Annotated in this window: 19 protein-coding genes; 12 read left to right on the plus strand and 7 right to left on the minus strand. The window is 68.3% G+C overall.

The window, feature by feature from the left end:
* Positions 1-371: 371 nt before the first annotated feature.
* Positions 372-1,385, minus strand: coding sequence for a zinc-dependent alcohol dehydrogenase family protein (locus VT85_RS13975; RefSeq protein WP_068416192.1), 1,014 nt, complete (start codon positions 1,383-1,385; stop codon positions 372-374).
* Between the two features lie 128 nt (positions 1,386-1,513).
* On the opposite strand from VT85_RS13975, the gene VT85_RS13980 reads away from it, so the two are divergent.
* Positions 1,514-2,380, plus strand: coding sequence for a sulfurtransferase (locus VT85_RS13980; protein ID WP_068416194.1), 867 nt, complete (start codon positions 1,514-1,516; stop codon positions 2,378-2,380).
* Between the two features lie 37 nt (positions 2,381-2,417).
* On the opposite strand, the gene VT85_RS13985 is transcribed toward VT85_RS13980, so the two are convergent.
* The 4 genes from VT85_RS13985 to VT85_RS14000 all read right to left on the minus strand — a co-directional run bounded on the left by VT85_RS13985 (position 2,418) and on the right by VT85_RS14000 (position 8,348).
* On the minus strand, positions 2,418-2,660 hold the full coding sequence (locus tag VT85_RS13985; protein ID WP_068416197.1) for a hypothetical protein: 243 nt from the start codon (positions 2,658-2,660) through the stop codon (positions 2,418-2,420).
* A 484-nt stretch (positions 2,661-3,144) separates the two neighbouring features.
* A complete protein-coding gene (locus VT85_RS13990) occupies positions 3,145-4,332 on the minus strand; it encodes a hypothetical protein (RefSeq protein ID WP_068416200.1) in 1,188 nt (395 codons plus the stop codon).
* Between the two features lie 3 nt (positions 4,333-4,335).
* Positions 4,336-6,288 (minus strand): hypothetical protein, encoded by a 1,953-nt coding sequence (locus VT85_RS13995; protein ID WP_156512868.1) that lies wholly within the window; start codon positions 6,286-6,288, stop codon positions 4,336-4,338.
* Between the two features lie 11 nt (positions 6,289-6,299).
* A complete protein-coding gene (locus VT85_RS14000) occupies positions 6,300-8,348 on the minus strand; it encodes an ATP-dependent helicase (protein ID WP_068416203.1) in 2,049 nt (682 codons plus the stop codon).
* 251 nt (positions 8,349-8,599) lie between these two features.
* On the opposite strand from VT85_RS14000, the gene VT85_RS14005 reads away from it, so the two are divergent.
* The gene (locus tag VT85_RS14005) at positions 8,600-10,321 is read left to right on the plus strand and encodes a hypothetical protein (protein WP_068416205.1); all 1,722 of its coding nucleotides are present in this window, start codon (positions 8,600-8,602) and stop codon (positions 10,319-10,321) included.
* Between the two features lie 17 nt (positions 10,322-10,338).
* Here VT85_RS14005 and VT85_RS14010 read toward each other — a convergent pair whose 3' ends face one another.
* A complete protein-coding gene (locus VT85_RS14010; RefSeq protein ID WP_068416208.1) occupies positions 10,339-11,589 on the minus strand; it encodes a hypothetical protein in 1,251 nt (416 codons plus the stop codon).
* Positions 11,590-11,717: 128 nt separating this feature from the next.
* On the minus strand, positions 11,718-12,506 hold the full coding sequence (locus tag VT85_RS14015; protein ID WP_068416212.1) for a PEP-CTERM sorting domain-containing protein: 789 nt from the start codon (positions 12,504-12,506) through the stop codon (positions 11,718-11,720).
* A gap of 162 nt (positions 12,507-12,668) precedes the next feature.
* Between VT85_RS14015 and VT85_RS29685 the strand changes: the two genes are divergently transcribed.
* The 10 genes from VT85_RS29685 (at position 12,669) to VT85_RS14060 (ending at position 23,994) form a co-directional block, all read left to right on the plus strand.
* Positions 12,669-12,803: a hypothetical protein gene (locus tag VT85_RS29685; RefSeq protein ID WP_255376938.1), complete on the plus strand. Its 135-nt coding sequence runs from the start codon at positions 12,669-12,671 to the stop codon at positions 12,801-12,803.
* 24 nt (positions 12,804-12,827) lie between these two features.
* Positions 12,828-13,223, plus strand: a complete 396-nt coding sequence (locus tag VT85_RS14020; RefSeq protein ID WP_068416215.1) for a hypothetical protein — start codon at positions 12,828-12,830, stop codon at positions 13,221-13,223.
* Positions 13,224-13,388: 165 nt separating this feature from the next.
* The gene (locus tag VT85_RS29205) at positions 13,389-14,987 is read left to right on the plus strand and encodes a hypothetical protein (RefSeq protein WP_231871377.1); all 1,599 of its coding nucleotides are present in this window, start codon (positions 13,389-13,391) and stop codon (positions 14,985-14,987) included.
* A gap of 1,028 nt (positions 14,988-16,015) precedes the next feature.
* Positions 16,016-17,332: a discoidin domain-containing protein gene (locus VT85_RS29210; RefSeq protein WP_231871525.1), complete on the plus strand. Its 1,317-nt coding sequence runs from the start codon at positions 16,016-16,018 to the stop codon at positions 17,330-17,332.
* Positions 17,333-17,823: 491 nt separating this feature from the next.
* Entirely contained in the window at positions 17,824-18,054 is a 231-nt protein-coding gene (locus tag VT85_RS14035; protein WP_197490702.1) for a ferrous iron transport protein A, read from the plus strand.
* Between the two features lie 126 nt (positions 18,055-18,180).
* Complete coding sequence (feoB, locus tag VT85_RS14040; RefSeq protein WP_231871378.1) at positions 18,181-20,394, plus strand: ferrous iron transport protein B; 2,214 nt, start codon at positions 18,181-18,183, stop codon at positions 20,392-20,394.
* A 22-nt stretch (positions 20,395-20,416) separates the two neighbouring features.
* A complete protein-coding gene (locus VT85_RS14045) occupies positions 20,417-20,641 on the plus strand; it encodes a hypothetical protein (RefSeq protein WP_068416234.1) in 225 nt (74 codons plus the stop codon).
* Positions 20,642-20,802: 161 nt separating this feature from the next.
* A complete protein-coding gene (locus VT85_RS14050) occupies positions 20,803-21,231 on the plus strand; it encodes a hypothetical protein (protein ID WP_068416239.1) in 429 nt (142 codons plus the stop codon).
* Between the two features lie 278 nt (positions 21,232-21,509).
* On the plus strand, positions 21,510-22,907 hold the full coding sequence (locus tag VT85_RS14055) for a carboxymuconolactone decarboxylase family protein (protein WP_068416240.1): 1,398 nt from the start codon (positions 21,510-21,512) through the stop codon (positions 22,905-22,907).
* Positions 22,908-22,968: 61 nt separating this feature from the next.
* Positions 22,969-23,994: a DUF1559 domain-containing protein gene (locus VT85_RS14060; RefSeq protein ID WP_068416242.1), complete on the plus strand. Its 1,026-nt coding sequence runs from the start codon at positions 22,969-22,971 to the stop codon at positions 23,992-23,994.
* Positions 23,995-24,002: the final 8 nt, after the last annotated feature.

A 24,002-nucleotide genomic window follows, 5' to 3' on the forward strand; every position in this document is an offset into this window, starting at 1 on the left:
GGGCATCGTCTTGCAAGTCGTTGATCGAGTAGAACCATCGGGCCGAGTCGCGCCGGCGATCGACACCCCGCGCGACGAAAACACGAAGACGCGGCTTGGGGCCGAATCTCCATGATGCCAGCGCGATGGATGACGAAGGCGAGGCCGGAGGTGGCGGGGGTCCAACGAAATGCGACGGAAGCGCGGCGGGCCGTTCGCAAAGGATCGGCGTGGCGCGTTCCCGGAGCTACATCTCGCTGATGGTCTCTACACGACGAATTGTAGCGTTTCCCCCGAGCACCGGCGAATAAAATCTCAAAAACTCACCACCCCCTCGGTCCGTGGGATCGTCGGAATCCGGCGATCCGCCAGGGGCTTGCGGCGAGGCGGGGTCATTCGCCGGGGGGGCCACCGGCTTGCGGCATCCTCAGGAGGACCTTCCCCCCTCGGCCGACGGCCGCGGCCTCGCGGACGGCGTCCTGGACCCGGTCGAGCGGGTAGGAGGTCCCGACATCGGCCGTCAGGACGCCCTTGCGGATCAGGGAGGCGATCTCCCGAAAGAGGAGCAAGGCCCCGGGGATGGAGCGCTCGCCCATCCAGTACCCCAGCCAGAAGCCCTCGATCGACTTCCGCGACGAGATCAGGGATCTCGGGTCGACCTCGATCGGCTGGTCCGTCAGCGACCCGTAGACGACCAGCCGGCCCCCTCGGCCCATGGCCTGATAGATCGCCGTCCCGGCCTCGCCGCCGATCGGGTCGAGCGCGAATCGGGGGCCGTCGTCGCCGGTGATCCGCCGGACCTGCTCGGGGACGGGGCCTTCCGATGAGCTGACGACGGCGTCGGCCCCGAGGTCGATCAGCTCGCGCTTGGCCTCGGATCGTCGCACCACGCAGAGGGTCTTGAAGCCGTCGTGCCGGCCGAGCCGGATGATCATCTTGCCCAGCGTCGAGCCGGCCGCGGAGAGGAGCAGCCAGTCCCCCTTGGGGACGGCCAAAACGTGGCGGACCATCGCCAGCGCGGTGGCCGGGTTGACGAAGAACGTCGCGGCCTGCTCGTCGGAGATGTCGTCGGGGATCGGCCGGGCCTGCTTCCAGGGGATCACGGCGTACTCGGCCCAGTTCCCCCCCTTGTGATTGATGACCACGACCCGCTTGCCCACCACGAATCGGCCCATCAGGCCCGGCCCGGCCTTGTCGACCACGCCGACCCCCTCGAAGCCGGGGATGGCGGGCAGGGGGGGGAGGACGCCGTAGCGGCCTTCCACGACCATGGTGTCCGACGGGTTGATCGGGCTCGCGATCATCCGGACGCGGACCTCTCCGGGGCCCGGCTCGGGGGTGGGGACGTCTCGGACCTGGAGCCTCTCGGCAGGGTCTCCGAACGAGGAGAAGACGGCGGCTTTCATGTCGATTCGCTTCTTTTCCGGCTGGGCGGCGGCGGGGCGGTCGGCCCGGCGCGGGGCTCTTGGGGAAACGTCGGAACCTGATTATCCTAGGATCGAGGCCCAAGAAAAACCCACAAGGGGACGCACTCATGGCCGAAGACCGATTCCTCGTCACGCCCGAATGGCTCGAAGCCCACTTCGACGACCCCGAGCTGCGCGTCGTCGACATCCGGGGCTACGTCGTCTCCCGTCCCCTCGCGCCGGGGGTCGAGGACGCCGACTACAAGGGCGCCCCGCAGGAGTACGCTGCCGGCCACATCCCGGGCGCCGTCTACGTCGACTGGACTCGCGACATCGTCGACCTGGACGATCCGGTGAAGGCTCAGATCGCCCGTCCCGCCGCCTTCGCCGAGGCGATGGCCATCCGGGGGATCGGCGACGAGACGCACGTCGTCGCCGTCGACCACATGGGCGCCCAGAACGCCACCCGGCTCTGGTGGGCGCTCTCGTATTACGGCCACGACCGCGTGAGCGTCCTGCAAGGAGGCTGGAATCGCTGGGTCGAGGAGGGCCGGCCGACGACCACCGAGGTCCCGTCCCCCCCCCGCGCCACGTTCACCCCGAAGGAGCGCCCGGCGCTCCGGCTGACGGTCGATCAGCTCGCCGCCAGGTTGGGCGAGCCCGGCCTCCAGCTCGTCGACGCGCGCGACGCCGGCCAGTACACCGGGGCGCGGCGTCGAGGGCCTCGCGGCGGGCATATCCCGGGCGCCGTCAACGTCCCCCGCGAGCGGTTCATCGCCGAGGGGGGCGGGTTCCTGTCGATGGACGACCTCCGCGCGCTGGCCGAACGCGAGGGTTTCGATCCCGGTCGGCCGGTCGTGGCGTACTGCAACGGCGGCGTCGCGGCGACGGTGGTCCTGTTCAACCTCGCCCGGCTCGGCTACACGGACCTCGCCAATTACGACGGCTCGTGGAACGAGTGGAGCGAGCGGTCGGACCTGCCGATCGAGCCCTGAGCGGTCGCCGCGCGACCGGACTTTCGGGCCCGTCCGCTCACTTCTTGACGAGTCGCTTGAGCTTCTCGGGGGCCTTGACGGCCAATGAGGACGAGCCGCCGACGGATTCCAGCGCGGCGGCTTCGACGTCCAGGTCGTCGTCGGCCTGCAGGGGATCGGCCTGCTTGATGGCGCACTGGGGATGAATCCCGGCCTTCGAGTAGACCGACTGGCGGCAGACCGGGCAGCGCCGGCGGCGATCGTCCGGGAGGGGAGAGTGGGAGTTCCGGGGGTTGATCATAAGCGTGCCCGCCTTCCTTGGTTGGGTGACGAATGGGGTCGAATCGTAGTGGGGCGTCCGTACCGGCGGGGGAGCTTAGCAGGATCGCGAAAACTCGGGAAGGCTGATCCGAACGGGTGTGGGGGATTCTGATGGGAATTTCCGCCAAGCACCTTGAAATTCATCGATCGGAACGGCATCTTCAGAAGTGTCGCCGCCCCTTCGACGGCGACGCCTCCCCCTTTCCGCCGGGCCGTTCGGTCCATCCATCCGAAGGAGTGACGCACCCATGAGCGACGCTCGCGACATCGCCAAGAAGAAGAAGGCCGACGAGAAGAAATCGAAAACGGGCAAATCGGCCGCGCCCTCCAAGACCGAGACCAAGACGCCGAAGAAATGAGCCGCCGCTCGCGGCCGTCATCGCCTTGATCCCAACGAAGGCCGGCCGCTGTGCGTCCCCATCAGGAGGCTCGGCACCGGCCTTTGATCGTCGAGGCGGCCGTTTTCAGCGTCGGCGGGGGTCGGCGGGCGTATTCAGGAGCCGCTGGGCCTCGTGCAGGCTTCGGGTGGTGAGGGCCACCGTGAAGGGGTGCGCGGGGACGGCGTACTGGGGGTCGCCGAGCTGGTCGGCGAGGACCCCGGCCGCGAGCGACAGGGCGGGCTCGTCGGCCGCGTCCCAGAAGAAGGCCATCCAGAGGAGCATTCGGCGGTAGAGTTCCAGCCGGTGGAGGATCCGCCGTTCGAACAGGAAGCGGTAGGCTCCGGCGTCGCGCAACGGGTCGGCGGCGGCCCGGCGCTCGCGGACGGTGATCTCCTCGGCGAGGTCGAACGTCAAAAGCGAGCGGTCCAGCCAGCCCGGACAGGCTTCCAGGACGCGCCAGGAGCGCTCGGCCAGGGCGGCCGGCTCGGCCGCCGCCGAGGTCCATTCGGGCTTGGCGGCTAGGAAGGCCCCGGCGTGGAAGCCTCGCCCCAGGGTGGCGTCCAGCCACTCCCGGACCTGGGGGGGCGTCTCGCGCCCGGAGAGCATCAGGCTCCCGGCCAGGAGGCCCGTCGCCAGTTCCGGCACGTCCTCGACGAGCGGCCCGCGGGCGATTTCCGGGAACCGCTCGAAGAGGTCGATCTCGGCGTCGAAGTCCTCCTCCGCCTCGCCCAGCACCTCGAGGATGCCCCGGCGGACGTCGCAGAGGAAGGCGGCGGTGGTGGCCCGGCCGCCGCGCACTCCCGACACGACGACCGTCCCCAGGCCTTCGCCGTCGACGGCCGTCGCCAGCGATCGGACCAATCGCGGCGGCTCGAGGTGGACGGCGGGCAGCGTGGACCCTGGGGGCGGCCCCGGCTTCGGCCCGGGCGCGGGCGTCGGCCCGTTCCGGGGCGAGCCGGGGGCTCCCCGCTTTTCGGTCCCGAGCGCCTCGCGGACGGTCGCGCGGACGAGGTCGTCTCGGCTGGCCCCGAGCAGGTGCAGGAGCCTCGTCAGGCCTTCGCTCGGAGGGGCCTTGAGCAGCTCCTCGACGATCGGCCCCCGGATTTCCGGGTCGAGCGATTCCAGGCCCAGGAACGCGTCCCAGCAATCCTCGGGGTCGAGTCGGAGCCCTTCCAGCAACTCGTCGATCGGGGAGGGGGCCCCGATCGGGTCGTTGGAGAGGGGGGGCGGCTCGGCCGCGAGGGTCTCGATCCGTCGAGCGGGGGAATCCATTCGTCACCAGACCTGCGAGGGCCCCGGGTTCTTCCAGACGCGGCCGACGGGCTCCGGCGAGCGCCGCCACCCCGCCTCCGCGCGGTCCGGGTCGATGGAGTACTCCCGTCGCGCGGTTCCTTCCCTGGAGTATTCGTAGATCGGCGTCGTTTCCGCAAGCCGGGATTCCGGCGGCAGGAGATAGAACCGCGGCGTCGAGCCCTCGGGGGCGGGATTCGCGCCTTCTCCGGCCAGGGCCAGCGTCTTCCCACCCTTTCCGTCAGGGACCTCCACGACCGCGACCCCGGCCTCGCCGGGGCGATCGGGGGCGTAGAACGCGATCGTCTTGCCCTTCGGGCCGTCGGCCAGCGACGGACCCGTCGCCAGGCCCCCGGTCGCGACCGAGGCGTCGACCTGGTAGATCGGCTCGGGGAGGCTGAGCCGGGGGTCGGTCAGGTCGAGCCGGTACATGACCTGGTTGTACTCGTAGCGAGGAGTCTGCTCCTTGGCACCCGAGAAGCTCGCCGTGTACGTCCCCTCGAAGTAGACGACGCGACCGCCGTCCTGGTCGAACATGGGGTGTTGCTTGGGGTTGTAGAATGAATATGTGTCGTGGGTGGCGATCTTGCGGGCGAACGTCCAGGGGCCTTGCGGCGTGTCGGCCTCGCTGAACCACATCTCGCCCAGCATCGAGGTCCCGCCGATCTCGACGAACAGCAGGACCCATCGCTTGCGGAAGTCGTTCCAGTAGACCGACCCGCCGTGCGCCGTCACCCGCTTGCCGGTGGTGGCGTCTCGGAGCTGGACGAGGGCCTCTTCGGGCTTCAGCTTGTCGTCCTTGATGAGCACGTCCTGGCTCCGCTGGTCGACGCGTCGGGCCTTCGTCTTCCAGCCGTAGCGGAGTCGGCCGTCGGGGTCGCGGTCGACCTTGCCGTCCTCGGGCGCCGTCCCCGGCTCCAGGCAGGTGAAGACCTCCAGGGCGTCCTCGTCGATGATCTTCTCGGGGTCGGCCGGGACGCGGGTGAAGGGGAGGGGGTTGCAATAGTAGATGTAGTCGCGGTCGCCGTCGCGGTGCTGGAACGTGTGGCCGCTGAGGGTCTCTCCGGGGTTGGTTTCGGGCGGCCCGGAGTACACGGCGCGCTTGACGAACTCGTTCTTCTCCGGGTCCCATTCGACGGCGCCGCGCTCGTAGGTCGTCATCGGCGGCTTGATCTTGGCGTAGTTGGCGAACATCCGTTCGCGACCCTCCGCGTCGGTCAGGACGACGAGGCCCGTGACCCAGGTCGGGCCGTCGCCGGGCATCTGGCAGGTCGGCTTCGCGAACCCCTTCTCGTCGACGTAATACGTCAGGTCGACGCCTTTCGACGGGTCGAGGCCGCCCAGGTCCGGCAGGTCCGAGACCGCCCCCGGCGTGTGGAAGTTGCCCAGGGGGTAGGCGGGCCGGTTCGTGTCACCCCAGAACCAGTGGACCTTTCCCCGGTAGACGGCGCTGAGGACGCTGTCCTGGCCGAGGACCTGCCCGTTCAGGAGGGGCTCGCGGATCGGCGCCGGGACGCCCGTCAGCAGACTGTCGCGATAGATCCCGCCGCCGGTGACGCGATAGAGCCGCTCCGCGATGTTGATGCGTTTGATCTTCAGCCGGGCCTCGCCGCCGGGCTTCGTCTCGACCGCCGAGCCGACGATCCCGAAGCCGTCCTTGGCGTATTCGTAGCCGTGGCTCTTGATCGAGAAGAAGACGCGACGGCCCATCAACCCCGGCTCGTCGAACGCGACGACGCCGTTGGAGTCGGTGACGTAGAGGATCTGGTTGACCGTCCGCAGCTCGACCAGCGGCACGCCCCGGCCGGTCTGCTCGTCGACCACCACGATCCGGAACGGCCGCGCGGCCGTCGCCGGCTCCTCTCCGAAGGCCGTCGCGACGCACGCGAACGCCGCCGCCAGCCATCCCACCCGCGCGTGAATCCGGAAACCTGACATTCCGAGCCCCCTCATTTCGTCGGGCGTTCGTCGTCGCCGTCGCCCGGCTTCGCCTCGATTTCGAGGACCTCGAAGTCGTGTTCCAGCTCGGCGCGTTCGTAGAGTTCGGGGTCGACCTCGGTGATGAAGCGGCTCGGCGTGGAGAAGACGGTCGGGCCGTATCCGCCCCGGCTGATGGTCGACGGGTACGACAGCATCAACTCGTTCTTGGCGCGGCTGACGGCCACGTAGAAGATGCGCCGTTCTTCTTCCTCGCCCCCCGGTTCGTCGACGGCGCGGCGGTTGGGGAAGCCGTCGTCGACGAGTCGGATCACGAAGACGTGCGACCATTCCAGGCCTTTCGCCTGGTGGACCGAGCTGAGGACGAGCAGGTCTGTCGGGTCCTCGCCGCCGGAGGCGTCCACGCCGTAGAGGTCGCCGGCCAGCATGAGGTCGGCCACCAGCCGCTCCAGGCTCTCGTACTTGGCGGCGAGGACCGCGAACTGCTCCACGTCCTTGAGTCGGTTCTCCGGCTTGTCGTAGCGCTGGCGGATCGTGGCGGGATAGCCGCCGGCGAGCACGGCCTGGATGGCGGCGGCCGGACGGTTCTCGGGGTCGGTCGCGCGGATCAGGTTGAGGTCGTTCACGAACGCGGCGAACAGCCCCCGGCTCTTGGGGGGGACGGCCGCCATCGTCCCGGCGGCGGCCACGGCCGAGAACGGGTCGCCCGACGACGCGAGCTTCTGGTAGACGGCCCCCGCCTTGGCCGGGCCGATCCCGGGCAGGAGCAGCAGGAGCCGTCGCCACGACGCCTCGTCGCGGGGGTTGAGGACCACGCGGAGGAACGCCAGCACGTCCTTCACGTGGGCCTGCTCGAAGAACCGGATGCCGCTGCGGACGTTGTACGGGATGTTCCTCGCCAGCAGTTCCCCCTGGAGGACGACGCTGTCGTAATGGTTGCGGTAGAGGACGGCCATCTCGGACAGGGGGACGCCCCGATCGCGCGTCTCCAGGATCTCCTGGCAGACGAGGGCCGCCTCTTCGTAGACGTCGGCCACGGCGACGACCACCGGCTTGAGGCCGTCCGGGCGCGTCGAGACCAGCGACTTGGGGAACCCCGTCTGGTTGCAGGCGATCGACGCCTGCGTCAGCGCCACGATCTGGGGCGTCGAGCGGTAGTTGACGTCCAGGCGGAAGATCCTGGAGCCGGGGTGGCGGTCGGGGAACTTCAGGATGTTGTCGTAGTCGGCCCCTCGGAAACGGTAGATCGACTGGGCGTCGTCGCCGACGGCCGTCAGGTTCCCCGCGCCGGCGGCGGCGAGCTTCTCGACGACCTCGATCTGGAGGGCGTTGGTGTCCTGCATCTCGTCGACCAGGATGTGGCGGAACATCTTGCCTTGCTCGGCGAGCCGCGCGGGATGCTCGTTCAGCAGCTTCAGCCAGAGGACGAGCAGGTCGTCGTAGTCCATGCAGTTGCTCGCCAGCTTGCGCGCGGCGTAGGCCTCGGCGACCTGCTGGATCTCGGCGGTCCACTCGACGAGGTCGCCGGCGGTCTCGGCGACGGCCTCCTCCAGCGACTTCCTGGTGTTGAGGGCGAAGCTGATCAGGTGCTGGACCTGCGAGGGCTTGGGGGCGAGCTTGTTCTTCGACGCCAGCCCGCCGTCGTCCATCGCCAGCCGGAGGAGGTCGGTCTGGTCCTCGCCGTCGAGGATCGTGAAGTTCGGCTCGAAGCCCAGCTCGCGGGCCGAGCGCCGGAGCAGGCGGTTGCCGACGTGGTGGAACGTCCCGGCCCAGACCCGCCCGGCCTCGTTGCCGACGAGCCCGCCGAGCCGGCCGACCATCTCCCGAGACGCCCGTCGCGTGAACGTGACCAGCAGGATCGACTCGGCCGGGACGCCTCGGCCGATCAGCCAGGCGACCCGATACGTGATCACCCGCGTCTTGCCCGACCCCGGGCCGGCCAGGATCAGGTTGTAACCGTCCGGCGCCGCCGCCGCCTCGCGCTGCGACGGATTCAGGTCCTCCGCCAGTTGCCGGGCCAGCCCCTCGGGCGGTTTGTGCTTGAGCGTGATCTTGCGCATGGCGTCCTGGCCGCGGGGGCGAGCGGGAAGGGCCCGTAGACCGTGATCGGCGAACTCCCCCGATTTTAGCAGGTCCGCGAGCCGACCACACGCCCGCTCGGCGTCCGACCCTCGGGGTTCGGTTTCCCCGCCGGATTCGACCGTTTACAGATGTCACAGGCTGGCTCCGGGGCCGTTAGTGATGGCGCGGGACCTCCTTTCGTCTCCTTCGGGCCCCCGGAACCTCCCCTTTCACGTCGAGGGTCGTCACGATGATGCCGCTCGAAGCTCGGCCGGAACGCGCCAGCGCGACGGGTTTCTTTCCTCGTTGGCTGGCCCGCCGGATTTGCACCAGCAATCCGTTCTACATTCTCAGCGCCTGGATGGTCTGTATGGGGTTGCGGGTGTCGTTCGGGGCCCACGCCGACGCCTCGCAGACGTGGGCCCTGTTCGGCGGGATGGCCGGTTACACGCTCCTCCTGGCGGTCACGGCGTGCCTGCTGGTGCGTCGCGTGGGCGTTTGGGACGACGTGCGGACGATCATGCTTCTGGTGGTGCTCCTGATCCTCGCCACGTCGGTGACGTTCGACGACGTGTTCACGCGCGACCCGGTCCGAGGGGCGGCCTGCTACCTCCTGGGGTTGCTGTTCGCCGTGGCGGTCAGCGAGGGCCTGCTGCGAGGGACTCGCCTGGCGCTTCCCGCGCTGTTCCGGGTCCCGTACCACCTGACGCTGGCCCTGTTCTTCCTGTACCCGGTCGCTCTCGCGCCGCTCCTCGACCAGCCCGAGAGCGAGGCCCTGCAATGGGCGCTCTTCGGCTTCTCGCCCGCGGCCGGGCTCATCGCCTTGACCCTGCTCCCGGCCGTCCGGCGCGGCCGGCGATACGTCGCCGACAACGGCAGTCCGTGGCGCTGGGCGTGGTATCCGTGGACGCTGTTCGGCTTGCTCGCGTTCGGGGTCGTCGCGCGGTCGGCGATGCTCTGCTGGTCCATGCACCACGCCGGGAAGGCTTACGGCGCCGAGCCCTACATCTTCGGCGGCTACTTTCTGGCCCCGTTCCTGCTGGCCGTGGCGGCGGTGCTGATGGAGATCGGCGTGGTGGAACGGCGGTCCGGCGTGAAGCTCGTCGCTCTCGCCCTGCCGGCGATCGCGACGGTCCTGGCCGCGATCGGGCATCGCCCCGAACTGGCCTACCAGGAGTTCCTCGGCCGTTTCGAAGGACGGCTGGGGGGGAGCCCGTTGCACCTCACGCTGGCGATTTCCGGGCTGTTCTACGCCGTCGCGGCCTTGCGACGCGTCCCGCTGGCGATCGAGGCCTTGACGGTCGCCCTTGCCGCGCTGGCGTTCGTCGCGACGGAGACTCGCGGCCTGGACGGGCTGGCGGCGCTCCGCCCGCTGCCGCTCCTGGCGATCGCCGCACTCCAGACGGCCATCGGGCTCCGGGATCGAAGCTCCTGGCGCTGCCTGATCGGGGCGGCCTCCCTCACGGCCGTGATCGTCGCGCCGTCGGGCGTCGGCATCCCGCTGACAGGCTGGCGTGAGCCGGCCGCCTTCCACCTGATCATGGCGGCCTCGCTCGTCGTCGGAGCGGTGTTCGACGACGCCTTCGCCCGGCTGGCCCGGGGGCTCGGCGTGGCGATGGCCGTGCTGAGTTGCCTGGTCGCGACGATCGGCTCGATCGAGGCGCCTGCGGGAATCGCGCCGTGGGCGGTCGCGGCGTACCCGCCGGCCGTCGGGCTCGCGCTGTGCGGTTACGGCCTGATCGTGCGCGACCCCACGCCGCTCTGGGCCGCCGCCCTGGTCGCCGCTTCGTGGCTGGCGGCGGGCGGCTGGCGGGGCTACGACGCGCTGCGGTCCCACATCCCGGGCCTCGATTACATCGTGATCGGGCTGGCCTTCTTCGTCGCGGCGGTGCTGACCAGCCTGGCCAAGGCGGGCGTCCCGCTGCGACGGGGGACCTGGACGGGAGGCAAGCCCCGCGACGTCCTCGGCTGACCGGGCCGGGATCGAAATCAGGGCTTCGAGTCGGCCTCCCAGATGGCGCGGATGGTCGACTCGTCGCCGAAGCCGTGGGGGACGGCGGGGCTCGCCGCGTTGGCGTAGTACCAGTGCTTGTCGCCGACGGGGGTGTGGAGGACGCGGTCGCCGGGCATTTGCAGGTGGCCGTTCGGGGCGTGCTCGCGGATCCAGTCCCAGGCGTACCGGAGCCAGGCGGATCGGCGATCGGCGGGCAGGTGGGCGAACCAGCCGATCTCGTCGTAGCCCCAGCACCACACGCCCCCCTGGCCGGGCTCGCCCGGCTTGTCGCAGGGGCCCCAGTTGTCCAGTTCGACGAGATACGGCAGGTGCTCGCAGGTCCAGCCGCTGAAGGTCGTTCCGCCCCGGCTGCGGCCGTAGAAGCTGTCGAGGAAGCCGACTTCCAGCACTCCCTCCATCGGCTTCTCGGGGATCTCCTTGACCCGGAGCGGGAACGAGTGGAAGTCCAGGAGCAGCTTGCCGTCGCGGACCAGGCCGCCGCCGGGGACGTGGGCGTCGCAGAGGATGATCCCTCGCCGGGCTTTCCTCGCCGCGTGCGCCCGGGCCCGCTCGAAGACCTTCGCATAATGCGCCAGGTCGCGGTCGTTGCGGTTCATCAACTCCACCTGGCCGTAGTGGAGCGCCTCGACGCCGATGTCGATGTACGACGCGGCCAGGAAGTGGAACCAGAGTTGGGTCTCCGTCCGGCTCACGTCCGGGACGATCGTCCCCTTCCCCCACTGATCGCGGAACGCGCCGTCGGGGAAGGCCATGTCGGCGAATCGGAAGTTGCGGGACTCGGCCGGGAGCCCCAACGCCTCGAAGGCCCAGGCCGGGATCGGCACCCGGTCGACCTCGTGGGAGACGATCTCGAAGATGCAGGCCTGGGCGATCATCTCCGGGTCGGCCTCGTGGGCCTTCGGGATCAGCCCCTGAGCCCGCTCCATCTTCGCGAGCAGGTGGGATTCGCCCCCCCAGAAACAGAGACTCCGTCCCAGGAACTTCGCCCCGACGGAGGTGAGCATGCGCAAGTTGTCGGCGAAGTCCCCCTGACCGATGAACAGATCTTGCGTCGTGATCGCTCGCGATAGGTAGTTCTTTAGCACCTCTCGCGAGATCGTGCTGCTGAATCCGTAATCGCGCCCGGCCGCGAAGGCCCGCGCCGGCGCGCCTCCAAGGGCCGACCACGCGCCGAAACCCAGCGCCAGACGAGCGAAATCACGACGGTTCCAGCTTTGAGAACGCATCCCTTGCACCTCTCGCGATCGAACGGGCCCGCGACGGGCCGACCAGACTCATTTCGCCCAGTTTGGCCCCTCCTCCGCCCCGACGCCAGGGGACGCCGGCCGGTTCTCGCACCTGAGAGGCTTGCTGGTCAAGACGGCCGCCTCTCCCGATCCCGGTTGCGTCGCTTCATCCCCCATCCGGCGGCGGCGGCGAGGGCGAAGACGGCCCACGCGCCGGGCTCGGGCACGCTGTTCGGCGTCAGGAGGAAGTTCGAGGACACCCCGTCGGGATTATTGCCCATGCCGAGGATCTGGCCCTTGTCGTTGATGTCCAGCAGGCTCAGGTTCTTCCAGTTCAATCCAGGGGGAAGGAGTTCGGCCAGCCTGTGGATGGTCGTCTCGCCCGCGGCGGCGTAGAAATAGCCCCCATCCTCCCTCCTGCTGTAATCGTTGACCCGCGAGATCTGGCCGATGATCTCGCCGGCGGCGTTGATTTTGGTTCCTTGGATGGAGTTCCAGTAGTCGTCCGTCAGCATCCTGGTGGTCCAACCGGTCGGGTTGGGGAGGGAGTTGGGCGTGTGTACGACGGTTTTATACATGTACCGGCCGGGGGAGCCGTTGCCGAGGCTGGTGATCATGAGGCTTCCGTCGGGGGTGCCGTCTGCGACCTCGGCCCAGGTGGAATGGCCGTAGGACGGCAGATGGAGATTCGATCCTCCGCTCCATCCTTTACCGTCCCGGTACGTCGGCCCATTGGGAATGGTGCGGATCGGCCGCTCGATGAGGTTGCCGCCGTTGTCGAGCCCTCCCTTCCCACTGTAGGGGCCCAGATTGGTGAAGGTGTAGTTGCGCAGGGGGGCTGCGGAGACTGCTGGGGCGAGCAGTCCGAAGGCCGCGATGCAATAAAGCGGGAGGAGACGGCCGGTGATGCGAGGCATGGGTTTACGTCCTTCCTGGAGTGCCTGCGTGGTGTCGCGGGGGGGCGTTCCAACGCCTCCGCTTGTTTAAGCCGCCTGCGGGGACGGTAGCTGGGATGGTCCGATCGGTCAATGCCAGTGTCCGGCTCGCCCGAAAGTCTGGTTGAGACGGTCGAGACGGGAATGACCGCCGAAAATGTCCGCCGCACCTTTGACAACGGCGGCGTCAAGTCGTATTTCGTGGGAATGTCGTCGGCGTTCGACGTTTTGGATCGCCGGCTCGGCGCGAACTCGGATTCGCGTGACATTCATCCTTGATGAACACCTTTGGGAGTATCCACTGTGAAGACCCGCGCGTCGCGGCGGCTGCGCGCGCCTTCGATCGAGTTGCTGGAATCGCGTCGCCTGCTGGCCCTTTCGGCCGCCTACCTCGGTCAGGACGGGCTCGACTACGTGGGGACGGATCGCGGGCCCGACGGCGTGGGGAGGGCCGTCCCCTATCCCAACGATTACCAGGACGTCCACATCCGGCTCGACGGTCTGGACCCGAACAAGACGGTCGCCAAGGTCCACGTCGCGAAAGAAGGAGGAGGATGGGACTGGACCTGGTGGAACACCGGCAAGGGCCAGTCCGCCTACTTCACGCGCGACTCGGTCAACAGCACGACCGGCCACGTCTACATCGAGCCGCGCGATCCCTATTCCGCCAACCATCTTTTCCAGGAGATCGCCGTCTAGTACGTCGGTGATTCGGCGCCGGTCACGACGACCACGAGGGCGACGGCGGCGGTCGACCTGGCCCTGCGGGCGCCAGGCAAGCAACTGCAAGTCACGTCGCTGGCGCAGGTAGCGCAGGACTGGACGAGCCCTAGCCTCAACGTCGGCCCCGACGGCGTCCAGGACGTGCGTATCCAGTTGGCGAACCTCTCGCCCTCCGATATCCGCCGGGTCGTTCTGGAGGGGCCTTCAGGAGGCCGAATCTGGGGCTGGGGGTGGAACAAGAATGAAGCCGTCGCCGTGGAAGACCACATGACCGCCGAGTTTCGCAATCGAACCGGCGTCACCGGCTCCACGGCCGAGTTGTTCGTCGGGGCGGACGAGAACTTCCTGAATCAGACGTTCACGTTGACCGTGACTTACGCCGACGGCAAACCGGGAAACCCAGATGATCCGATCCAATATAATCGGAAGGACAAGCCGCACCGCGTCACATTCACCGTCACCTCGGTGACGAGCGCGACGGCCGCCATGCCCGCCGTCGCGAACGCGAACCAGCCTCAGTTCCAGGCGTACAGCGAGCCGCAGGATCTGGCCACGGGGAAGAGCCGAATCCGGATCGTTCCGGGGAGCCTGCCCACGACGTCTGCGATCGTGAAGGCCCGGCTCGGCAACCAGCACGGAACGACCTGGGACATGGACCTGAGCGACGGCAACCTTTACCAACTCAAGTACGACGCGGGAGCGGGACGCTTCGACTTCCTCCCCGTCCGCGACGAGCGAGGATCGAACCTCACGCTGGTTCTGACCTTCGCCGACGGCAAGAAGGCGTTCGCCCGCTTCGCCGGAGTGGAAAGCGACATCAACCGCCGCTATCCCGATTCGCGAATCGGAGAGACCGCCTGGGACGTCAACAGCGCGGCGAGTCTGATCTCGGCGTTGAACGCTCAAAAGCCGCTGATCCAGCTTCAGTCGGGCTCCTATACATTCAACGGGCCGCTCACGCTCAACTACCCGGTTCGCATCAAGGCCGCTCCGGGAGTGACAGTGACTCTGACGTTCGCTCTGAACAACACGAACTACGGCAGCGCCGGAGCCTTCGTCGTGAATTCAAGCCACGTCGCGCTCGACGGCTTCGCCATCCGGTTTCAGGGATACACTGACGTTCTGGGTTCGCCGCCGGACGGATGGGCCGTCATCCGGGGGAAAACCGACGACCAGGATGTTGATGTGTCGATCACGAATCTGGATGTCGAGGCTCCGCGGCCTGGTCCCAGTGAGCCCCACCAGAAGGCGCTCGATCTGATGCACTTCGACGACAAGGACTCAGGGGTCATTTCCGGCAACGTTCTGAAGGGGGGGAGTGTAGTTCTGGGGCACGGCCCCTGGTTGGTGGCCGACAACAAGTATCTAGGGGCGGTGGCGAGGACGACGGCTCAATCCTTCCTGGCGGGCTATCACCTTCACGACGTGGTCATCCGGGGCAACGATCTGCGACAGGAGGAGGCGGAGGGCTACGCGCTGCGGTTCTTCTCGTTCGGCTCGTCGGACCACGGCCGCTGGTTCAACCTCGCCATCGAGAACAACAAGGTTCGCGCGGGGATCGGCAACCCCCCGACAATTACGCCCCGCTCGGGGGAAATAGCCCCGAGATCATGTTGTTCGAGCAGTATCTGCCGCGATTCGAGGGGAAGCCGTCGGCGATCTCCCCGGATGGCTACGTGGTCCGGGTTCCCTACGTCCAGGGGGCCGTCTCGGAAGCCGGCGACGTCGTCTCGATTTTGACTGGAGTCCACGCCGGCCAGTGGCGGATGATCGCGGCGAAGTTCAGCGACACGGAGTATCTGCTTACCGAGCCGTTGCCGCTGGGCGATTACGTGATCTCGATCGGACGAGGGCTGGTCAACGCGACCATCCGCGGCAACGAGATCGACACGACGGGGCGGCACAACGAGACCGTCGGCCTCGTCATCACGAACAACGCCTGGGGGACCCGCGTCCTCGACAACACCTTCGTCGGCAACAACAGCCTTCGAATCCAGGCCGACGCAACCCAGGAATATCCGCCGGGCTCGAATCCCTCCCAGGTGATCTGGGGGAAGATGCTGATGCCCGTCTTCGACCTGACGGTCGACGGCAACACGTTCCGGGGGAACACGGGGGTCATCGGGGTTTCGCACGACAAGGCGTCGACGGTCGGACGCACCTACCTCACGGGGAGGTTCACGAACAACAAGTTCATCCGGGAGGGAGGCTCCGGGACCGGGATGCAGATCGGCCTTAAGGATTATGCCCAGAGCGCCCATCCCTGGATCACTCCGGGCGCCTTGCGGCTGACCACGCAAAACAACTGGTGGGCGGACGCCTCGGCGGGGGGCGAGGGGACGATCCTGGTGACGGCGGCGCTGGTCGACGGCGTGGGGTCTCCATTGCGGACGATCAACCTGCCCGGCGCGTCCCTCGTCACCGGGCTCTCTCGGGGGCAGGACGGGCGCGACTTCATCGGCTCGGGCTCGAGTTCGACGGGCCCGGACGGTTTCCAGGATGTCCATCTGGTGCTCTCGGGGCTTCCGGAGGGGAAGACGATCTCGAAGGTCAAGATCGATGGCCAGGGCGGTGGCACCTGGTGGTTCGGCGACACGGGGACGACGGACAAGGCAGTTCTGGTCCGCAACGGAACCACGGCCGACCTGTACATCCAGCCCTACCAGAACGAGACCGGACGCTACTTCACGATCAACATCACCTACACCGACGCGCCGACGCCGCCCCCGGTGGTGATAAGCTCGATCCACGCGATGGCGAAGCTTCCGATGCTCGCGAATCGGGTGGTTCCGTCTGGGATCGTCACCGCTCGCGGCAGCAACCCCGGCGGCGGCGAGGGGGCCGCGCAGGCGTTCGACGGCACGGCCCAGACCAAGTGGCTGGACTTCGCCGGTTCGAGCTGGATCCAGTATCAGTTCGCGGCGGGGGCGGCGCACGTGGTCACGCAGTACACGATCACCAGCGCGAACGACACGGCCACATTTCCCACTCGGGCCCCGGAGAGTTGGATTCTCAAGGGGTCGAACGATGGCGCGAACTGGACGATCCTCGATTCGCGTCGCGGCGAGGCGATCACGGCGAACTTCACGTCGCGGACGTATCGCTTCTCGAACACCACGGCGTTCAAATACTACAAATTCGACGACATCCTCGCCGGCAAGGACGCCAACGGCGACCGAGGCTCGGTCATCCAGGTGGGTGAGATCGCTCTCCAGACCTCTCGGGTCCTCGCGGTCAAGGCCGGCTCGGCGACGGTCGCGGGGTGGGGCGACGACGCGGCCCACGCGAGCGGCGGCAACTTCTATTCCACCGGACAGTTCATCGACGTGAGCGCCGTCGTCGACCCCGCCCCCCAGTCGATCTATCAGAACGAGCGAAACGGGAACTTCACGTACACGATCTCGGGGCTGGCACCCGGCGGCAAGTACAAGGTGCGTCTCCACTTCGCCGAGAACTATTGGACGGCGCCCGGCCAGCGCACGTTCAACGTTGCCGTCAATGGATCGCTCGCGCTCGATCATTTCGACATCCTCGCCGCGGCTGGGGGCCAATACAAGGCGGTCGTGCGCGAGATCGACGCGACGGCCGATTCCCTCGGCAGGATCGTCGTGAACTTCGACGGCACCGGTCAACCCGACCAACCCAAGGTCGGGGGCGTCGAGGTCGTGATCCCGAATATCGACCTCGCCCGCGGCAAGAGCGTCACGTCGTTGATCAATGAAAGCTCCTCGTTCGGCCCCGGCAACGTCGTGGACGGCGACGAGACGACTCGCTGGTCCAGTGGGCAGTGGTCCCGGAACAATCAGATCGCGTGGCTCGTGATCGACCTCGGTGCCCGATTCGACATCGACCGCGTCAGACTCAATTGGGAGGCCGCCTTCGGCGTCGACTACCAGATCCAGGTGAGCGACGACGGAAGCGACTGGACGATGGTTCGGGACGTCGTTGGGGCCACGACGGGGGGCGTCGTGGAACACGCGAATCTCAAGGCGGGAGGACGGTATGTGCGAATCTATATGACCCGATCTCGCATCAATCCGACGAACAACTTCTCGATCTACAGCGTGAACGTTCACGGTGCCTGAGCGTGGAAAACCGACCGGATGCGGAGGCCGGCCCATGCATCATCGCCTCGGCCCCTTCGTCGTTTATTGGAGTCGGGGCCGAGGCGGGGGGCCTCGGCGGCAGGCGTTGTAGTTAGGCTCAAGTCCTGACCGGCCCGCGTCTGGCGGATGCTCGGTGGAAGGCCGTCCGGGACGGCGTCTGTCTCCCGGCTTCGGGTGGCCCCACACGCCTGGAGTTCGGACTTTGAGTGCCGTGGGTCGTCTTCGGCCCGTGTCGCGAGGACCCACGATCCGCACTGGGTTCCGAAACCGATTGTCATCCGTCGTCGTCGCGGTTATAATCTGTTGTTGAGATTCAATCTCAATGTCGAGGTCGATTCTGAGCAGGTCTTCTCCCGTTCGGCGCACGCGTTGGGGCGGGATCCGGGGCGAGTCTTCTTCCGCATCCTGTGGGTCGAGGTCCAAGCATGAAGGCGCAGACGCTTGCGGTTCAGGGAGAGGAGACGGGGGAGATGGTTCCCTTGTCGTTGCTCCGGGTCGGCGAGACCGGGTGCGTCGGCGAGGTGCTCGGCCACGTCGATCTGGTCCATCGACTCCGCGAGATGGGGTTTTATGACGGAGCGAAGGTCAAGATGATCCGCAAGGGGAGCCCCTGCATCATCGGCCTGGCCGGCCAGCGGCTGGGCTTCCGGTGCGACGACCTCGCCCGCGTCCTGGTCCGCATCCCGGCGATGGCCTCCTGAGCCCTCGCCCCGCGCCCGCCTTCTCGGGCGGCGAGACGCCGTCTCGTCGTCCTTCCCTCCCCTTTGGACCCAAATCAACCTGCCATGGCGGTCGCCTCGGACAAGACAACCTGGACGATTGCGCTGGTGGGCAATCCCAACACCGGCAAGTCGACGCTCTTCGGGGCGCTCTCGGGCGTCGCCCAGCGGGTGGGGAACTATCCGGGGGTGACGGTCGAGAAGCGGACGGGCGAGGTCGCCCACGACGGCCGGCGGTGGTCGCTGGTCGACCTTCCGGGCACCTATAGCCTGGCCCCACGCTCGCCCGACGAGATGGTCACGGTCGACGTCCTGCTGGGGCGTCGGGCCGACGTCCCGCCGCCCGACGTCATCATCTGCGTCGCGTCGGCCGTCAATCTGGACCGGAATCTCTACCTGGTCAGCCAGGCGATGGAGATGGGCCGTCCGGTCGTCCTCGCCCTGACGATGAACGACCTGGCCGAGGCCGAGGGGACGAAGGTCGACGCCCAGGCCCTGTCGCGACGGCTCGGCATCCCGGTCGTCGCCGTCCAGGCCCAGCGCCGGGTGGGGCTCGACGCCCTCAAGGATGCGGTGGAGCGGGCGGGGGTGAGCGACCCACCGACGATCGACGGCCTGTTCCCCGAGCCGTTCCAGTGCGAGATCGACAGGTTGGCCGCGGATCTGGACGGCCGGCTCGGGGCGAACCTCACCGGCGCCCACTCGACGCGATATCTGGTCGAACGCCTGGTCCTGGACGCCGGCTCGTACGTCGAGGAGGCGCTGGGGCTCCCGGAGGCCGAGCGGCAGGAACTTCGAGGCCGCGTCCAGGAGGTCCGGGACCGGCTCGCCGAGGCCGGCTGCCGCACGCCCGAGGTGGAGACGACCTCGCGATACGCCTGGATCGCCGACGCGACCGAGGGGGTCGTCGTCCACGGCGTCGAGGCGGGCCCTCGAGTCGCCGACCGCCTCGATTCGGTCCTCACGCACTGGTTCTGGGGCTCGCTGATCCTGATCGCCGTCCTGCTGCTGACCTTCAGCGCGGTCTTCGCCTGGGCGACGATCCCCATGGACTGGATCGACGCCGGGATCGGGGCCGTCGGGGCCGCGATCGAAGGGGCGATGCCCGAAGGGCCGATCCGCAGCCTGCTCGTCGACGGGATCGTCGGCGGCATCGGCGCCGTGGTCATCTTCCTGCCCCAGATCATGATCCTCATCGGCATCCTCGCCGTCCTGGAAGAGTGCGGCTACCTGTCCCGCGCGGCCTACCTGATGGACCGGATCATGGTCCACGTCGGCCTGAGCGGCAAGTCGTTCATCCCGCTCCTCTCCTCGTTCGCCTGCGCCATCCCCGGCGTTATGGCGACGCGGGTGATCGAGAACCGTCGCGACCGACTGACGACCATCCTGATCGCCCCGCTGATGAGCTGCAGCGCCCGCCTGCCGGTCTACGTCCTGATGATCGGCGCGTTCATCCCGAAGCGGGCGTACCTGGGGGGCTGGGTCCAGCTCCAGGGGCTGACCATGGTCGGGATGTATCTCGTGGGGGTGGTCGTGGCCGCGGCCGTGGCCCTGATCCTCAAGCGGACGTTCCTCCGCGGCGCCACTCCCATCTTCCTGATGGAGATGCCCGCCTACCAGTGGCCCTCGCCGGTCGTCGTCGTGAAACGGATGCTCGAACGGGGCTGGGACTTCCTCTACAACGCCGGCACGATCATCTTCGCCGTCTCCATCGTGATGTGGGGCCTGCTGTATTACCCCCGGCTCTCCGACGCCGACCTGGCGCCGATGCTCGCCGTGAAGGAGCAGGCCGGGCGCGAGCTGGACGCGGCGCGGTCGGCGGGCGACGAGGCGCAGGCCGCCGACGCCGAGGAGGCCGTGCAGGCCGCCGACGACCACATCGCCGGGGCCCAGCAGCGGCAGAGCCTGCTCGGCCGGATGGGGAGGGTCATCGAGCCGGTCGTCCGCCCGCTGGGCTGGGACTGGCGGATCGGCAGCGCGGCGATCGCCTCGTTCCCGGCCCGCGAGGTCGTCGTGGCGACCCTCGGCGTCATCTTCGACGTCGGCGAGGACGTGGCCGAAGGGGAGGGGGAGCAGCGGCTCACCCAGGCCCTCCAGGCGGCGACCTGGCCGGACTCCGGCAAGCCCCTGTTCACGATCCCGGTCGCGCTCTCGATCATGGTCTTCTTCGCCCTCTGCGCCCAGTGCGTCTCCACGCTGGCGGTCGTCTGGCGCGAGACCGGGAGCTGGATCTGGCCGGCGCTCTCATTCTCTTACATGACGATCCTGGCCTACATCGGGGCCTTCCTGACCTATCAAGTGGGGACGTGGCTCGGCTCGTGAGGGCCCGGCGAGGAGGCGCGGAATGGGCTGGCAAGACGCGGTCGCGATCGGCGTGGTCCTGGGCGCCTCCCTCTACCTGATCAGCCTCGTCTGGCGCGGCGTCGCCGGCGAGAAGTCGGCCGGCTGCGGCGCCGCCTGCGGCAAGTGCTCGGCGGGCGGAGGCCGCGAGCCCGCGCAGGTCGTCTCGATCGGCCCGGCCCCCGCCGCGAAGGCTTCGGGCCGCTCCCAGCCCTCGGGGCCGCTCTGAATTCCTTCGTCCTGAAAACGCGACGAAATCTCGACTTGCGCCTTGAACTAACCTGTCGTCGGGATATAGATTAAGTTCGCAGAACGGTTCGATCCGGTCAGGCCCCGCCCGTCTCCCTTCCATGACGGGGCCGCAAACCCGCGAGCGACGATCCCGAATACATGACGCACCGACGCGCCAGCCTATCCCTGTTCGCGCTCCGCCTGGGAGTGTTCCTGGCCGCCGGGGCCCTCGCCCTGGCCTCGCCGTCGAACGCTCGCGCGGGCTGCGTGGGACTGGCGCATCGGGGGAGCGACCAGACGACGGACGTTCTCGGGCTTTCGCCCGATCTCATCGACGCGGCCCGCGCGGCCGCCGAGTTCGGCGACGCCCCCCTGAAGCCCGGCGGCTGCACCGGGGCTTTCTGCTCCAAGCCGATCAACTCCGGCGGCATGGATTTCAGCGGCGGCGTCGACCTCCGCGTCGAACTCTGGGCCCACGCCGTCGACCGGGCCGATCTCCTCGGCCCCGGCCGCTCGCGGACGATCCTTGCTTCGGTCGAACTCCACCCGATCCTCCGCCGCGATCTCATCTTCCACCCCCCCCGCTGACCGTCGCCGATCCCTCGGCCCCCTCACGCCCGGATCGCGCCCCGCGCCCTCTCGAGTCGGGAGATGCAACGCGCGGGCCGACCACCGCGTCCCGTCGCGTCGCCCCCGCCCGTTCGCAGTCCACGCCCTCGCGGCGTCGCGGCGAACCGGCTCGACGATGCGCCTGAGGACCGGCCCCGACGACGCCCCGTCGCGCCCCAAGAAGCGTGCGCGACCGCCGTTCCCCGAATCCCCGAACATTCCGATTGAAAGGTCTTCTCATGATCACGAGACGACTCATGGCCGCGTCGTCGGTCCTGGCGGCGCTGTCGACCTTGCACGCGACGGCCGGCGACGAATCGCCCTCCGCTCCCTCGCCGGTGGCGGTCACGCGGCCCGGCTTGAAGCAGGTGCTCGAAGGTTCCAAGCAGAGCAAGCCCCGGCTGCCGCTCCCCCCCTTGACCGAGGAGGACAAGGCCCGCGCCGAGAAGGCCGCCGCCGACCCCAAGCGCGGCGTGTTCGCGGGGATCGTCAACAACGGCCGGATGCGCAATTATTATCTCGCCCCCGAGTTCCGAAGCGAGTTCTACGTGCGGCCGTCGGACGTGGGAAAGACCGACCCCAAATCGATCCTCCGCATGGGCGCGGGCGACCCGGCGATGCCGCTCGACCCGACGGTGCGGATCATGTTCTTCTGGCTCGTCGCGAGGGCGAACAACTGCTACTACTGCCTCGGCCATCAGGAGGTCAAACTGAAGGCGGCCGGCGTCACCGACGACCAGCTCGCGGCGCTCGACACGGACTGGTCGGCGTTCCCACAGGCCGACGCTGCGGCGTTCGCGTTCGTGAAGACGCTGGCGAAGGCTCCCCAGGAAATCGCCGACGCCGACCTCGACGCGCTGCGCGGCCATCATGACGACCTCGCGATCCTCGACATGATCTTCTCGACCGGCAACTACTGCGCGATGACCCGCTGGACCGGCGGCCTGGCGATCCCCCAGGAGGACCATCGCGACTACCTGACCCCGACCGCCGCGGCCTATCGCGAGCTCCCCAGCCTGGTCGCGCCGCTGGACCCGGGTCGGGCGGCGGCGCAGGCCGTCTGCAAGCCCTCGGCCGCGAACCGCCCGGCGCTGGAGTCGCGGTCGGACGTGGAGGCCCGCCTGGCCGCGGCCCGCGATCGGAAGCCCCGCCTGCCGCTGGTCGAAGAGGAGAAGGCCCGCAAGATCCTCCCCGACGACTGGTCCGCCGCCCCGCTGCCGAACTGGGTCCGCCTCCTCGCGAACTTCCCCGAGGCCGGCAAGGCCCGCATCGTGAGCCTCGCCGCCGGGGCCTCGGCCGACAAGGGCGTCCTCGACCCGACGCTTCGCGCCCAGATCGCCTGGATCGCCGCCCGCCAGGACCGAGCCTGGTACGCGCTCGGGCACGCCAAGAAGCGGCTCCAGGAACTCGGCCAGTCGGACGACGCGATCTTCGCCCTCGACGCCCCGGACGACCGCTTCACGCCGGGCCAGAAGGCCGCATTCCACCTGGCGAGGAAGCTGACCGTCGACCCGGCCATGGTCACCGACGCCGACGTCGAAGCCGTCCGCAAGCATTACAACGACCGCGAGACCGCCGAGGTCGTCTACTTCGTGACCGTCGCCTCGTTCTTCGGCCGCGTCACCGAGGCCGCCGGACTCCCCCTGGAGTTCTGACGAGACCTTGAATCCGAATCATTTCATCCCTTCATCAGAACCTAGACCGGAGGCTCCACGCATGACGACCGCTCTCGCAACGTCTCGCCGCCGTGGTTTCACGCTGATCGAGCTGCTGGTGGTGATCGCCATCATCGCCGTCCTCATCGCCCTGCTGCTGCCGGCCGTCCAGGCGGCGCGCGAGGCCGCCCGCCGCGCCCAGTGCGTCAACAACCTGAAGCAGATCGGCCTGGCGGTCCACAACTACCACGACACCCACCAGAAGTTCCCGCTGGGTCGGGTGGTGGAGGTCGCCGGCTCTGCCGTGAGCATCAACAAAGCCTATTCGCCCCACAGCCAGATCCTGCCGTTCGTCGAGCAGTCGCCGCTGTATCAGGCGATCAACTTCAACCTGACCTGGAACCCCGACCCGAACAACGGCGGCTACGACGGCAACAAGACCGCGAGGGCCACGCTGGTCTCGGCGTTCCTCTGCCCGTCCGACGCCGTGACGACCGTGCCCCAGGGCTACGCCGGGACCAACTACCGCGCCAGCGAAGGGTCGAACTTCCTGTTCGGCCACGGCAAGTCCGACCCGACCGGCGTGAACGCCGCCCTCCGCGGCCCCGACGGCGTCTTCTTCGCCAACGAGGCGAAGGGGATGGCCGAACTCAGCGACGGCACGTCCAACACCGCGATGTTCAGCGAGCACATCCTGGGCGACTTCAGCCAGGCCATCGCCAGCGAGCACGGCGACACGTTCAACCCCGGCGCCTATCCGGCCACCCAGGACGAGGCCGTGCAGGCCTGCCGCGAGATGAACTGGAAGGACCTCTCCAAGCAGGGCTTTTCCGACGTCGGCGCCCCCTGGCTCTACGGCTACCACTCGACGACCTCGTACTACCACGTCGGCCCGCCCCAGAGCCGGTCTTGCATGTTCCCGCCGCTGCGGATCGCCACCACGGCCAACAGCAAGCACCCCGGCGGCGTCAACGTCCTGCTGGGGGACGGCTCGGTCAAGTTCGTCAAGGATTCGGTCAACATCCAGACCTGGCGCGCGATGGGCTCTCGCAACATGGGCGAGATCATCAGCAGCGACGCCCTGTGATTCGGCCG

Source organism: Planctomyces sp. SH-PL62, from assembly GCF_001610895.1.
GTDB lineage: Bacteria > Planctomycetota > Planctomycetia > Isosphaerales > Isosphaeraceae > Paludisphaera.

Coding starts and splice junctions, on each gene's coding strand:
- VT85_RS14055 (WP_068416240.1), top strand. CDS start 21,510: ATGGCCGCGTCGTCGGTCCTGGCGGCGCTGTCGACCTTGCACGCGACG.
- VT85_RS14035 (WP_197490702.1), top strand. CDS start 17,824: ATGGTTCCCTTGTCGTTGCTCCGGGTCGGCGAGACCGGGTGCGTCGGC.
- VT85_RS14045 (WP_068416234.1), top strand. CDS start 20,417: ATGGGCTGGCAAGACGCGGTCGCGATCGGCGTGGTCCTGGGCGCCTCC.
- VT85_RS13995 (WP_156512868.1), bottom strand. CDS start 6,288: ATGTCAGGTTTCCGGATTCACGCGCGGGTGGGATGGCTGGCGGCGGCG.
- VT85_RS13975 (WP_068416192.1), bottom strand. CDS start 1,385: ATGAAAGCCGCCGTCTTCTCCTCGTTCGGAGACCCTGCCGAGAGGCTC.
- VT85_RS14010 (WP_068416208.1), bottom strand. CDS start 11,589: ATGCGTTCTCAAAGCTGGAACCGTCGTGATTTCGCTCGTCTGGCGCTG.
- VT85_RS14050 (WP_068416239.1), top strand. CDS start 20,803: ATGACGCACCGACGCGCCAGCCTATCCCTGTTCGCGCTCCGCCTGGGA.
- VT85_RS13990 (WP_068416200.1), bottom strand. CDS start 4,332: ATGGATTCCCCCGCTCGACGGATCGAGACCCTCGCGGCCGAGCCGCCC.
- VT85_RS14000 (WP_068416203.1), bottom strand. CDS start 8,348: ATGCGCAAGATCACGCTCAAGCACAAACCGCCCGAGGGGCTGGCCCGG.
- VT85_RS13985 (WP_068416197.1), bottom strand. CDS start 2,660: ATGATCAACCCCCGGAACTCCCACTCTCCCCTCCCGGACGATCGCCGC.
- VT85_RS29210 (WP_231871525.1), top strand. CDS start 16,016: ATGCTCGCGAATCGGGTGGTTCCGTCTGGGATCGTCACCGCTCGCGGC.
- VT85_RS29685 (WP_255376938.1), top strand. CDS start 12,669: ATGACCGCCGAAAATGTCCGCCGCACCTTTGACAACGGCGGCGTCAAG.
- VT85_RS14060 (WP_068416242.1), top strand. CDS start 22,969: ATGACGACCGCTCTCGCAACGTCTCGCCGCCGTGGTTTCACGCTGATC.
- VT85_RS13980 (WP_068416194.1), top strand. CDS start 1,514: ATGGCCGAAGACCGATTCCTCGTCACGCCCGAATGGCTCGAAGCCCAC.
- VT85_RS14015 (WP_068416212.1), bottom strand. CDS start 12,506: ATGCCTCGCATCACCGGCCGTCTCCTCCCGCTTTATTGCATCGCGGCC.
- VT85_RS14005 (WP_068416205.1), top strand. CDS start 8,600: ATGATGCCGCTCGAAGCTCGGCCGGAACGCGCCAGCGCGACGGGTTTC.